We start from the raw sequence: 12,865 nt of genomic DNA, 5'->3' as shown, positions 1-12,865 counted from the left end.
GTAATGGCTGCGTCCCCTAAAGCAAGACCGAGTGCCCCTGCTAGAAGGATTTCTTGAAGTTGATGAGGGGCAATATGGGGAAGATGCCGTTCTCGGCGTAGTTGGCGAGACCTATCTGCAGGCCATCGAGGTGCTTGGTGGCGTTGATGAAGCCAAGCTGGAAGGTGGTGCGCTCGGCGTAGTTGACGAAGCCGAGGTTGGCAAGGGCATTGCCCTTGGCGATGTTGACCGCCCCCCAGTTGAGCCCCTGCACGTTGTTGGTCAGGTTGACGAAGCCCAGGTTGACCCCGGTGTCCTGCCCCTCGTGCCAGTTGACGGCGTTGATGGCGACCCCGCCGAACTGGTGACGCACCCGGGCGGCGCCGAAGAAGATGCCCAGCTGCAGACCGGTGAACTGATCCACGTCGGAGAGGGCAAACACCGGCAGATCGATGCCCTTCACCTGACCGGTGCGGCCATACAGGAAGGAGGCGCGCGCCCCTTCCACCTGGTGGGAGGCTGGCAGGTTGATGCCGGGCAGGGAGATCTGGACCGGAGTGCTGGCTTGGGCGGCACCGGCGAGGGCCAGCGCGGTGCAACCGAGCAGCAGGGCGAGAGGTTTCATCGGGATTCCTTGGCAGTCTGAGTGACGTGCCAGCCTACCAGCGCGGCGCTGGCGGGACGAGCGTGCACCAGGCCCCGTGCGTCACCTCTCGTCTGACCCCACTCCCGGCGAGGAACGCTGACAAAAAAATTCAAACAGAAATTAACATTTATGTCATTTACACCAAACCGCATTTGATTGCAGAATGCTCAAACGTGTGTTTGAACAGAGCAAGCGACACGTAAACATGGATGACGAGTTGTACCCACTCTGGGCCAGTTGGCTCATAACAATACAGTTCAGCCGAAATGGAGACGCATGATGAATATGGACATACTCAAGAGCTTTACCGAGCAGATGCAAGGCTTTGCCTCCCCCCTCACCCGCTACAACCAGCTGCTGGCCAGCAACATAGAGCAGCTGACCCGGTTGCAGCTGGCCTCCGCCAACGCCTACGCCGAACTGGGCCTCAACCAGTTGCAGGCCGTGAGCAAGGTGCAGGATGCCCAGAGTCTGGCTGCCCTTGGTACGGTGCAACTGGAGACCGCCAGCCAGCTCTCCCGCCAGATGCTGGACGATATCCAGAAGCTCAACGCCCTCGGGGTACAGTTCAAGGAAGAGCTGGATGCCCTGACCGCGGACGGCATCAAGAAGAGCACGGGCAAGGCCTGATAACCCCTGGCTGCCCGCTCGGGCAGCCACATCTCCCCACGACTCGACGGTGCGGGCGAGTTCCCGCCGCGGGTGTGGGTGAAGGAGAGCACATGAGCCAACCATCTTATGGCCCGCTGTTCGAGGCCCTGGCCCACTACAACGAGAAGCTGCTGGCCATGGCCAAGGCCCAGACAGAGCGCACCGCCCAGGCGTTGCTGCAGACCAATCTGGACGATCTGGGCCAGGTGCTGGAGCAGGGCAGCCAGCAACCCTGGCAACTGATCCAGGCCCAGATGAACTGGTGGCAGGATCAGCTCAAGCTGATGCAGCACACCCTGCTCAAGAGCGCAGGCCAGCAGAGCGAGCCGGTGATCACCCCGGAGCGCAGCGATCGCCGCTTCAAGGCCGAGGCCTGGAGCGAACAACCCCTCTATGACTACCTCAAGCAGTCCTACCTGCTCACCGCCAGGCACCTGCTGGCCTCGGTGGATGCCCTGGAGGGCGTCCCCCAGAAGAGCCGGGAGCGGCTGCGCTTCTTCACCCGTCAGTATGTCAACGCCATGGCCCCCAGCAACTTCCTGGCGACCAACCCGGAGCTGCTCAAGCTGACCCTGGAGTCCGACGGCCAGAACCTGGTGCGCGGGCTGGCCCTCTTGGCCGAGGATCTGGAGCGCAGCGCCGATCAGCTCAACATCCGCCTGACCGACGAGTCCGCCTTCGAGCTCGGCCGGGATCTGGCGACCACCCCGGGCCAGGTGGTGCAGCGCACCGAGCTCTACGAGCTCATCCAGTACAGCCCGACCACCGACACGGTGGGCAAAACGCCGGTACTGATCGTGCCCCCCTTCATCAACAAGTACTACATCATGGACATGCGGCCCCAGAACTCCCTGGTCGCCTGGCTGGTCGCCCAGGGCCAGACGGTGTTCATGATCTCCTGGCGCAACCCTGGGGTGGCACAGGCACAGGTCGATCTCGACGACTACGTGGTGGACGGCGTCATCGCCGCCCTGGACGCCGTGGAGGCGGCCACCGGCGAGCGGGAGGTGCACGGCATCGGCTACTGCATCGGCGGCACTGCCCTGTCGCTCGCCATGGGCTGGCTGGCGGCGCGGCGCCAGAAGCAGCGGGTGCGCACCGCCACCCTGTTCACCACCCTGCTGGACTTCTCCCAGCCCGGGGAGCTTGGCATCTTCATCCACGAGCCCATCATAGCGGCGCTCGAGGCGCAAAATGAGGCCAAGGGCATCATGGACGGGCGCCAGCTGGCTGTCTCCTTCAGCCTGCTGCGGGAGAACAGCCTCTACTGGAACTACTACATCGACAGCTACCTCAAGGGGCAGAGCCCGGTGGCCTTCGATCTGCTGCACTGGAACAGCGACAGCACCCATGTGGCGGGCAAGACCCACAACAGCCTGCTGCGCCGTCTCTACCTGGAGAACCAGCTGGTGAAGGGGGAGCTCAAGATCCGCAACACCCGCATCGATCTCGCCAAGGTGAAGACGCCCGTGCTGCTGGTGTCGGCGGTGGACGATCACATCGCCCTCTGGCAGGGCACCTGGCAGGGCATGAAGCTGTTCGGCGGGGAGCAGCGCTTCCTCCTGGCGGAATCGGGCCACATCGCCGGCATCATCAACCCGCCAGCCGCCAACAAGTACGGCTTCTGGCTCAACGGGGCCGAGGCCGAGAGTCCGGAGAGCTGGCTTGCTGAGGCGACGCACCAGACCGGCTCCTGGTGGCCCGAGATGATGGGCTTTATCCAGAGCCGTGACGAAGGATCGGAGCAAGTTCCCGCTCGAGTCCCGGCGGAGGGGCTGGCCCCCGCCCCCGGTCACTATGTCAAGGTGCGCCTCAACCCGGTGTTTGCCAGCGCCACCGAGGAGGACGCCGCATGAGCCCACTGCCCCTGGAAGTAGGCCAGAAGGCCCGTCTCAGCAAGCGGTTCGGGGCGGCGGAGGTGGCCGCCTTCGCCGCGCTCTCGGAGGACTTCAACCCCTTGCACCTGGATCCGGCCTTCGCCGCCACCACGGCGTTCGAACGGCCCATCGTCCACGGCATGCTGCTCGCCAGCCTCTTCTCCGGGCTGCTGGGCCAGCAGTTGCCGGGTAAGGGGAGCATCTATCTGGGCCAGAGCCTCAGCTTCAAGCTGCCGGTCTTTGTCGGGGACGAGGTGACGGCAGAGGTGGAGGTGATTGCCCTGCGAGACGACAAGCCCATCGCCACCCTGGCCACCCGCATCTTCACCCAAGGCGGCGCCCTCGCCGTGACGGGGGAAGCCGTGGTCAAGCGGCCTTGAGCACCGACGGCACACAGACACAATCAGCCCGGCCCTCGCCGGGCTGATTGTTTGTCCCGCTCCGCTTACCCCTTTTTCGGGGCAATTGGGCCCAGGCCCTTTCCCTGCCCCGCCTAACTGCCTAAAATGGCCGCCCTGCCGTGTAGGCATTCATCCAGCTAGAGGATTTCCCATGGAGACGTTTCTGCTCGAAGGTCACCCCTTCGTTGCCTTGTGTGACCTGATCAAGCATCAGGGTTGGGCCGATTGTGGCGGTGCCGCCAAGGCGCTGGTCGCCGAGGGCCTGGTGGAAGTGGACGGTCAGGTCGAGACCCGCAAGCGCTGCAAGATAGTGGCCGAGCAGGTGGTCAACTTCAACGGCATGAAGGTCGTGGTGAAGGAAGGCGTCAGCCCCGAGATCCTCTGATCCCGACACTCTGCCACGCAAGCGCTACCCAGCACAGTGGCCGAGCAGGTGGTCAACTTGAGCGGCATAAAGGTCGTGGTGAAGGAAGGCGTCAGCCCCGAGATCCTCTGATCCCGACACTCTGCCACGCAAGCGCTACCCAGCACAGTCGCCGGGCTGGCGGTCAGCCTGTCGCCGGGCCAGGGGCATCAAGACCGTGCTGAAGGAAGGGCCCACCCCAAGATCCGCGGACCCTTTCCCCCGCCCTGCCAGCACACTGTGGCGGGCTAGCTGGCCTTGATCGACAGGGTCAGCACGAAGCGCGCCATCGCCTCATCCCCGTTGAGCGACGGGCAGGTGGCCACCACCTGGATGGGGCGGTTGATGCGCTGCCCCGTCGCCAGGGACTCGTCTATCATGGCGTCGATGGCCTCCCCGGCTGCACAGTCAAACTGCACGTCCCCCTCGGGGCGCTTCAGAAACTCCCCCTGCACATCCTTGAAGGCAAAATGCACCTTCTTGCGCCTTGCCCGCCCCTTCTCCATCACCAGCAAGCCCCCCACCAGATCGGCGCCGGTGGCGAGCGCCCCGAAGTACATGCTGCCCAGGTGGTTGCGGGTGCGCCAGCCGAGGGGAATGCGGATGCGCAGCGCCCTGGCGTTCATCTCCTCGATGACGGGGGCGCAAAAACCGATGACGGGAATATAGCGCCAGGCGAACAGGCGCAGTGCCAGATTGGCTTTGAAGCGTTGCAGGTCCATTGCAAACTGATCCGATGAGTGAGTGTGAACGAAATGTTGCCAGTCACCACCCCAATAGACAAGCCTCCATTGCCGTCGTTGTGAGGGCGATCGGCTCCCGGGTGCATTTGAAAATCAAATGATGGGCGCCGTTACATTCGATGGGCAAATGATGGGCCCGGGCATTCGCCGCCACAGCGACGCCATTTTCCCCCGATGGCGGCGGTTTTTTTCAAGAAAGAACTCATATGGCACTTTCATGACAACCCTAGTCGAATGAAAGCTAACGATAAACGGGGTTGCCCTGGCGCTAGCCCACTCATCCGCCAGCGCCACTGGGATTAGTCACAGTAACGAAATGCCTCCCCCCTCGCTAGGCTCTGCTGGCTCGTGCATGGCCACTCGGCACCGAGCCATCCTGTGACACCAATCTCAGCATAAGGATAGAGAGATGAGTAACGTTCAACAGCTGTTCAACGGGGGCGAGAGCGCCGGTACCTTCCTGCTCAACTTCAACAACAACCGTGCCTTTGAGCTGTTTGGCCGGGAGTACCTCAAGTGCTATGCCAACCTCAGCACCAAGGGGAAGATGAGCAAGCCCCTGCCCACCGGGCCGCTCAGCTACGCCGTCGACTTCGCCATGGATTGCGGCTGCAGCTCTGTGCTGTTCGACTTCAACCTCGCCTACAAGAAGACCTTCGGCAACCAGGCCCAGGCCCCCCTGTGGCGCGAGTCGGACTACGAGGCCGAGATAGTGCTCTGCCAGCTGGTGCGCGAGGCCCCGGCCAACCGCCTGAGCAGCCATGATCAGTTCGCCGAGGCCGAGGCCTTCTTCAACGACGTCAAGCTGCCCACCGCCGCCAGGAATGTGGGGGGCGATCCCTATGCCGACAAGGACGGTCTGGTGGAGTTCATCGTCGCCAACGAGCTGCTGGACGATCCCGCCGTCATGGCCAGACTGGCGGAGCAGAAGGCCTACCTCATCGCCATCACCTCTGTGGTCACCGCCTACATCAACCGCTACGCCGAGGCCTATGGCGAGCAGTACAAGACGGACGCGGATCTCTGGGCCAGGGCCCTCTCCAAGGTCCCCCTGATGGGGCCGAGCAAGATCGACCAGCAGAGCTACAGCCGCCACATCAAGGGGCTCAGCATCGCCACCGACTTCATCAACTTCATCATGGACGTGGTGGTGAGCCAAGGCACCACGGCGCTGGCGAGCTTCAACAAGTTCCTGCAAAAGCAGGGGGATGCCATTCGCTTCGGAGTGGAGAACAACAAGGACTTCTACAAGACCATCACGGTCGGCATCACGGTGGAAGTGTTCAAGGTGGGCAGCGAGCTGGTCTATGTGCCCAAGATCAAGCAGTATCGCGTCAACTTCGACCGCCAGAACAGCAAGTTCACCTCCACCTGTGCCAGCGCCGAGTTCGTCGACATCCACTTCAACTACCTCTACGCCGCCAACGTGTTCGACTACGAGGCCTTGAAGGATCCCGAGATCAAGCGCGACTTCGACAACTTCATCCAGAAGCAGCGCAAGGCCCAGATCGAGGAAGCCGACACCTTCTTCAACGACGACTTCCCGCCCCTGGAGCCCAAGCTGATCGCCCGGCGCAAGGCCACGGTCTGAGACACATTCCCATATAAAAACAGCCGGCATCTGCCAGCTGTTTTTTATGAGGAACCTCAGGCCCGTTTCTCTTCGAGCCAGGCCCCCTGGCTCTGCATCTCGAACAGCTGGGCGTAGTGGCCCCCCAGCGCCATCAGCTCGGCGTGGGTGCCGCGCTCGCTCACCTGACCGCGGGAGAGCAGCAGGATTTCGTCCGCATCCACTATGGTGGAGAGCCGGTGGGCGATGGCGATGGTGGTGCGGCCACGGCGCGCCGCCGAGAGCGCCTGGGAGAGCGCGAGCTCGGTCTGGGAGTCCACGCTCGCGGTCGCCTCGTCCAGGATGAGGATCCGCGGATCCCCCACCAGGGCGCGGGCAAAGGAGAGCAGCTGGCGCTGACCGGCGGAGAGGTTCTTGCCCCCCTCCTCCATCAGGGTCTCCAGCCCCTGTGGCAGGCGGCGCACGAAGGCGGCCAGCTGCACCTCCTCCAGGGCCTGCCAGAGCCTCTGCTCGTCGATGCCGTCACGGCCGAGGCGCAGGTTGTCAGCCAGGGTGCCGACGAAGATGAAGGGATCCTGCTGCACCAGGCCTATGCTGCGGCGCACCGCCGAGAGCGACAGCGCACTCATGGGGTGATCATCGAAGCGGATGCAGCCCTGATCCAGGGGGTAGAAGCCCATCAGCAGGCTGATGATGGTGGACTTGCCGCTGCCGGTGTGGCCCACCAGCGCCAGCATCTGGCCGGGACGGGTGGCAAAGCTCACCTCCTGCAGCACCGGTTGCTGGCCATCGTAGGAGAAGCTCACCCCCTCGAAGCTGACCCGCCCCTGCAACGCAGGGCTCTCCCCTTGCGTGCTCTCCCGGGATTCGTCCAGCAGGGCGAAGACCCGCTCCCCCGCCACCATGGCCTGCTGCAACTGGTTGAGCTGGTTGGTCATCTCGATCAGGGGCTCAATCATGCGCCCCAGATAGCTGATGAAGGCGTAGAGCACCCCCACCTGGATGGCGCCGCCCGTACTCAACCCCTCGTGGGCAAACAGCGCCAGCAGGCCAATGAGCACCATCATGTAGAAGAGATCGATGAGGGGGCGCAGCAGTATGCCGTTGATCTTGAGACTCTTGATCCTGGCCTGCCAGTGCTGCTGGTTCACCTCGGCAAAGGCATTGGCGAAGTGGCGCTCCTGCACCATGGCCTGAATCACCGGCATCCCCTGCAGGGACTCGTTGAGCCGGCTGTTGATGTCGGAGAGCAGGCTGCGGGTCGCCCGCACCACGGGCACGCTCAATTTCTGGTAGAGCCACATCACGGCCCCCACCGCCGGCAGCAGGGTGGCGCACACCAGCATCAGGCGCAGATCCAGCAGCGCCATGGAGATGAGGATGCCGCACAGCAGCACCACCTTTTGCACCAGCAGCCCTATCACCTGCACATAGAGGTTCATGATCGCCTCGGTGTCGTTGGTGATGCGGGAGATGAGGGAGCCCGAGCGGTGCTTGTCGAAATAGCGGGCAGGCAGCCGGATGGCGGTGGCAAACACCTGCTCGCGAAGGCGCTGCACCACCGCCTGGGCGATGCGGTTGAAGCGCAGGGATTGCAGGTAGAAACCCGCCGCCGAGAGCACCTGCAGGCCGAGATAACCGGCGGCAAGGGCGGCGATGTCGGGCCACACCAGCTGGCGCGGCGCCAGATAGTCGTCGATGAAGAGCTTGATGAGCAGGGGCCCGGCCACTTCGGCGCCGGTGGCCAGCAGCAGGCAGACGCCCGCCTGCACCAGCCAGCGGGGATAGCGGGCACAATAGGCGAGCAGCCGTTTGATGGTTGGATTCACAGGCTCTCCTCCACGTCTTGTTCCAGGCGCTGATAGCGCACCATGTCCGCATACCAGCCGTTGTGGGCCATCAGGGCGCCGTGAGTACCGCGCTCGCTGATGGCTCCCTGATCCAGTACCAGGATCTCGTCGGCCTGCTCCACCGCCGTCATGCGGTGGCTCACCAGAATGAGGGTCCGTCTGTGAGCCTTGAGCGCCAGCAGGATCTGCTGCTCGGTGTGGGCATCCACCGCCGACAGGGCATCGTCCAGCACCAGGACAGGTGCCGCCAGCAGCAGGGCGCGGGCGATGGCGAGGCGCTGCTTCTGGCCGCCGGAGAGGGTCACCCCCTTCTCCCCCACCTCGGTCTCATACCCCCTGGGGAAACGAACGATGTCGTCGTGGACGCAGGCGATGCGGGCCACCCGCTCTATCTCCTCCCGGCTCGCCTCCGGCTTGCCGAGGGCGATGTTGGCGGCGATGGTGGTGGAGAAGAGGAAGGGCTCCTGTGGCACGTAGGCAAACTGGCTGCGCAGGGTGCCCAGGGGCAGCCGCTCGATGGGCACACCACCCATGGCAATGGCACCGGCCGTGGGATTGGCCAGCCGCATCAGAAGCTTGAGCAGGGAGCTCTTGCCCGCCCCGGTGCGCCCCACCACCCCCAGCATGCCTCCTTGTTGCAAGGCAAAATCCACGCCATGCAGCAGGCTGCGCTGCTCCAGCCGATAACCCAGGCCCCTGGCCTCAAGCGGCAGAGCCGAGACAAAGGCCGCGGGCCGGACCGGCTCTTCGATGTCGCTGCGCTCCCCCAGCATGCTCTCGATGCGGGAGTAGGCGGCGCTGCCCCGCTCTATGATGTTGAACAGCCAGGCGATGGCGAACATGGGCCAGATAAGCTGACCCAGGTACATGGTGAAGCTGGTGAGCTCCCCCAGGGTCAGCTTGTCTTGCAGCACCAGGGCGCTGCCGCCGGCCACCGCCAGGAAGTAGGAGCAGCCGATGCACAGATAGATCACGGGATCGAACTTGGCATCGATGCGGGCCACCGCCATGTTGCGCTCCCCCGCCTGGCGGGTCAGCTCGGCGAAGCCCTGATCCTCGAGGGACTCCACCGCGTAGGACTTGAGCACCCGCACCCCGGAGAGAGCCTCCTGGGTCTTGTTGTTAAGCCGGGAGAAGGCCCCCTGCGCCGCCTTGAACTCCTTGTAGATCTGGGTGCCAAAGCGGTTCATGAAGAAGGCCATCACCGGCAGCGGCAACAGGGAGAGCAGGGTCAGCTGCCAGGAGTACTGGCTGCACATGATGGAGAGCACCAGGATCCCGACGATGAAGGAGTCCACCAGGGTCAGCACCCCCTCCCCGGCCGTCATCTCCACCGCCTGGATGTCGTTGGTGGCATGGGCCATCAGATCGCCGGTGCGGTGGCGCTGATAGAAATCCGGGCTCATGCGGGTGAAGTGGGTAAAGAGCCGGTTGCGCAGCACATAGGCGAGCCGGTAGGAGGCGCCAAACAGCATGACCCGCCACACGTAGCGCAGCAGATAGATGAGCAGCCCAAGGCCCAGCAGCCCCGCCAGATAGCCCATCAGGGTGCCGTCATCGAGCTCCCCCCTGGCGATGCCATCCACTACCCAACCCACCACCTTGGGAGGGATCACGGTCAACAGGGCCACCATCATCAGCAATGAGATGGCCATCAGATAACGCCGCCACTGATCCTTGAAAAACCAGCCAAGCCGCAAAAATACGCTCACAGTAAAGTCCTTGCTCGCGGCACAGCGGGGGCCGCGTGGTCATAAGAGAAGCTCAATACAATCGCCCCCGAGGTGGGGGCGATGGGAGTGGGTCATCATAGCCTGAAGCGGACGACTTGAGAACGATTGCTATCTCACCGGTTCACAGCCGCTTGTCCGGGGAGGAGAACGGGAAGGCGACCGACTCCTGCTGCTCGCCGGTCAGCAGGAAGTGGGAGACCTCCTCCCGGGTCTGGGTGAAGACCTGCTGCAACTGGTTGAGCTCCCCCTCGCTTAGCTCCTCTTGCAGCCGCAGCCGCCACTCCAGCTCGCCGGCCAGCAGCTGCAGCCGGGAGGCGGAGATGTTGGCCGACACCCCCTTCAAGGTGTGCAGCAGGCGGCAGGCCACCTCGGGCTGCTGGCGACGCAGGGCGGAGCGAATGTCCCACAGGTCGTCCTTGTGCTCGGAGAGGAACAGCTTGAACAGGATCTGCAGCGCCTCCCTGTCCTGCTCCAGCCGGTGCAGGGCATCCTCCAGATCCAGCACCCCCATCAGGTCCGGCGGCTTGACCTCGAGCGGCACCCGCCGCTCGCCGCTGGCGCTCTTCACCCACTGCAGCAGGTTGTTGTAGAGATCCAGCTTGCTGACCGGCTTGGTGACATAGCCGTTCATGCCGACCCCGAGGCAGCGCTCCCTGTCCCCCGGCATGGCGCTGGCGGTGAGCGCTATGATGGGGACGTCGTGCTTGTCCACCATCTTGCGGATCTGGCGGGTCGCATCCAGGCCGTCGAGCACCGGCATCTGCAAGTCCATCAGGATCACGTCAAAGGGCTGCTCCGCCACCTGCTCCACCGCCTCGCGCCCGTTGTCCACCACGGTGACCACGGCCTCGACCCGGCGCAGGTACTCCATGATGAGCTGCTGGTTGACACGGTTGTCTTCGGCCAGCAGCACCCGGGTCCCGTGCAGCAGCTCCCTGAAGTGCTGCTGATCCCCCTGCGCCTCGGCCTGACGGACCTTGTTGTCGTGGGAGCTGCCGTTGAGCAGCTCGTCCACCTTGGCCAGCAGGGCGTTCTCTGTCATGGGCTTGGGCAGGAAATGGGTCAGCCCCATGCTCTCCATGCGCCCGTGCAGCCCCTCCCTGGACCAGGCGCTGGTCATCAGTATGGGCAGGCGCCGCCACTGGCTGTGCTGATACATCTCGAGGGCGAGATCCAGGCCGTCCTCCTGCCCCATGCGCCAGTCGAGGATGGCGAGCCGGATGTGGTGGCCGTCCTCACGCAGCGCCTGGCGGGCGCGGGAGAGGCTGTTGACCGCGATCACCGAGGCGCCGGCCCGGCCCAGTATGTCCTTGGCGAGCTCCAGCACCAGTTCGTTGTCATCCATCATCAGGATGAGAGGCTGGTGATCGAAGAAGACCCGGCGCCCGGAGACCCCATAGACCGCCTGGGACAGGGGGATCTCGAACAGGAAGGTGGAACCCACCCCGGGCTTGCTCTGCACCCTGATCTCCCCCCCCATCAGCCCCACCAGCCGCTGGGAGATGTTGAGCCCGAGCCCCGAGCCGCCATATTTGCGGGTGTTGCCCGCCTCCAGCTGGGTAAAGGGCTGGAACAGCTGCGCCTGCTTCTCCGGCGCTATGCCGATGCCGGTGTCCCGCACGCTGAAGCAGACCCGCATCGGGTATTGATTGACTAGAGTGATGGCCACCTCCACCTCCCCCCGCTCGGTGAACTTGATGGCGTTGTTGACCAGGTTGACCAGCACCTGGCCGAGGCGCAGCGGATCGCCGCGCAGGAAGTCGGGCACCGCAGGTGACTTGTTGATGATGACCTCGAGCTGCTTGCGCTCCGCCAGATCCGCAAACATGGCGGCCAGGGAGTCGAGCTGCTCGCTGAGATCGAAGTCGATCTCCTCCAGGGTCAGCTTGCCGGACTCCACCTTGGTGAGATCCAGGATGTCGTTGATGAGCAGCAGCAAGGTATCGGACGATGACTTTATCTTGTTGAGATAGTCCCGCTGCTGCTGATCGAGCTTGGTCTGCAGCGCCAGGGCACTGAAACCGATGATGGCGTTCATGGGGGTGCGGATCTCGTGGCTCATGTTGGCCAGGAAGTCGCTCTTGGCCTGGGCCAGCAAGGCGGCGTGGCTGGACAGCTCGCGCAGCTTCTGGTTGCGGCGCCACAGGGTCGCGGCCACCAGCGAGAAGCAGAGCAGTGCGCCCCCCAGCACTATCAGGTAGAAACGGCTCTTGAGGGAGGAGGCCAAGTCCAGCTTGCTCTGCTTCCAGGCCGGCAGCGAGGCCAGCCCCTTCATCTCGACGATCTGGTTGCGCAGGCGATGGTATTCCATCACCTGCTGGTTGAGCTCCTGGCTGAGCCGGGTAAGGGCCATGACCTTGGGCTGCCCGGAGTAGGTCTCCATCAGCCGCCGTTGCAGTTGCTGCAGTTGACGCAGCTCGCTCGTGTCCCAGCTGCGCCTGAGGTAGTGGCTCAGGCGGGCGAGCTCGGTGAGATCGCGGGCCTGCTCGGCCCCGGCCGGCAGGGTTGCCAGCAGCGCCTTGAGCTGGCCCTGGAAACGGGGCGCCAGGTATTCGATGGTCATCTCCATGGTGTAGAGCCTGGCGAGATCCAGCAGATAACCGTCGATGTCCCGTTGCAGCGCCTGGGACTTGGGATCATCCACCGACCCCGGGTCTTCGCGCACCTGGCTCACGAAGCGATCCAGGCTGCTCGACAACAGGCTGAGGCGCTGCTGTACGCTCCCATCGCTGGCCTTCTCGCGTCCCAGCAGATAGACGGTGTCGGTATTGACCCGGTTGAGGACCAGCTCTGCGGCCACGCTCAGATCGGAGGCACGTTGCTGCTGGCTCAGCAACTGCCAGCAATAGGCAGAAAACGCCAGCAGCGATACGATGATAAGGCCAAAGACAACACCATTGTCCCGTGCAACACTCTTCATCCCGTCTCGATTCTCATGTCATGGTCGGCCATCCGGTGACCCTGGGTCAGGGTCAGACAGCCGAGTGTGAAAAACAACTGAGCACTATGTTA

The 12,865-nt window shown here is 63.8% G+C and carries 10 protein-coding genes; 5 read left to right on the top strand and 5 right to left on the bottom strand.

From position 1 onward, the window contains the following. Positions 1 to 40: 40 nt before the first annotated feature. Positions 41 to 604, bottom strand: coding sequence for a VC2662 family protein (locus AAHB08_RS05860; protein ID WP_342058385.1), 564 nt, complete (start codon positions 602 to 604; stop codon positions 41 to 43). Positions 605 to 904: 300 nt separating this feature from the next. On the opposite strand from AAHB08_RS05860, the gene AAHB08_RS05855 reads away from it, so the two are divergent. From AAHB08_RS05855 to ybcJ, 4 genes are all read left to right on the top strand, one after another. After that, the gene (locus AAHB08_RS05855; protein ID WP_342058384.1) at positions 905 to 1,255 is read left to right on the top strand and encodes a phasin family protein; all 351 of its coding nucleotides are present in this window, start codon (positions 905 to 907) and stop codon (positions 1,253 to 1,255) included. A gap of 92 nt (positions 1,256 to 1,347) precedes the next feature. Continuing rightward, a complete protein-coding gene (locus tag AAHB08_RS05850; protein WP_342058383.1) occupies positions 1,348 to 3,132 on the top strand; it encodes a class I poly(R)-hydroxyalkanoic acid synthase in 1,785 nt (594 codons plus the stop codon). Then, positions 3,129 to 3,533, top strand: a complete 405-nt coding sequence (locus AAHB08_RS05845) for a MaoC family dehydratase (protein WP_202045846.1) — start codon at positions 3,129 to 3,131, stop codon at positions 3,531 to 3,533. The genes AAHB08_RS05850 and AAHB08_RS05845 overlap by 4 nt, the downstream gene beginning before the upstream one ends. A gap of 172 nt (positions 3,534 to 3,705) precedes the next feature. Then, positions 3,706 to 3,939 carry a ribosome-associated protein YbcJ gene (gene ybcJ, locus AAHB08_RS05840; protein ID WP_010674882.1) on the top strand — a complete coding sequence of 78 codons (234 nt, stop codon included), beginning with the start codon at positions 3,706 to 3,708 and terminating at the stop codon, positions 3,937 to 3,939. Between the two features lie 266 nt (positions 3,940 to 4,205). Here ybcJ and AAHB08_RS05830 read toward each other — a convergent pair whose 3' ends face one another. After that, complete coding sequence (locus AAHB08_RS05830; protein WP_139434310.1) at positions 4,206 to 4,679, bottom strand: DUF4442 domain-containing protein; 474 nt, start codon at positions 4,677 to 4,679, stop codon at positions 4,206 to 4,208. Between the two features lie 430 nt (positions 4,680 to 5,109). Here AAHB08_RS05830 and AAHB08_RS05825 point away from each other — a divergent pair, with 430 nt between their 5' ends. Continuing rightward, on the top strand, positions 5,110 to 6,291 hold the full coding sequence (locus AAHB08_RS05825) for a hypothetical protein (protein WP_342058382.1): 1,182 nt from the start codon (positions 5,110 to 5,112) through the stop codon (positions 6,289 to 6,291). A 56-nt stretch (positions 6,292 to 6,347) separates the two neighbouring features. Here AAHB08_RS05825 and AAHB08_RS05820 read toward each other — a convergent pair whose 3' ends face one another. The 3 genes from AAHB08_RS05820 to AAHB08_RS05810 all read right to left on the bottom strand — a co-directional run bounded on the left by AAHB08_RS05820 (position 6,348) and on the right by AAHB08_RS05810 (position 12,773). After that, positions 6,348 to 8,099 carry an ABC transporter transmembrane domain-containing protein gene (locus AAHB08_RS05820; RefSeq protein WP_342058381.1) on the bottom strand — a complete coding sequence of 584 codons (1,752 nt, stop codon included), beginning with the start codon at positions 8,097 to 8,099 and terminating at the stop codon, positions 6,348 to 6,350. Further along, on the bottom strand, positions 8,096 to 9,832 hold the full coding sequence (locus AAHB08_RS05815) for an ABC transporter transmembrane domain-containing protein (RefSeq protein ID WP_342058380.1): 1,737 nt from the start codon (positions 9,830 to 9,832) through the stop codon (positions 8,096 to 8,098). The genes AAHB08_RS05820 and AAHB08_RS05815 overlap by 4 nt, the downstream gene beginning before the upstream one ends. Before the next feature lie 142 nt (positions 9,833 to 9,974). Further along, a complete protein-coding gene (locus AAHB08_RS05810) occupies positions 9,975 to 12,773 on the bottom strand; it encodes a response regulator (protein WP_342058379.1) in 2,799 nt (932 codons plus the stop codon). Positions 12,774 to 12,865 lie beyond the last annotated feature (92 nt).

It is taken from the genome of Aeromonas sp. OTU364 (assembly GCF_038440395.1).
GTDB lineage: Bacteria > Pseudomonadota > Gammaproteobacteria > Enterobacterales > Aeromonadaceae > Aeromonas.
The sequence above is the reverse complement of the archived record's forward strand: the minus strand, read 5'-3'. Positions and strand labels throughout refer to the sequence as shown.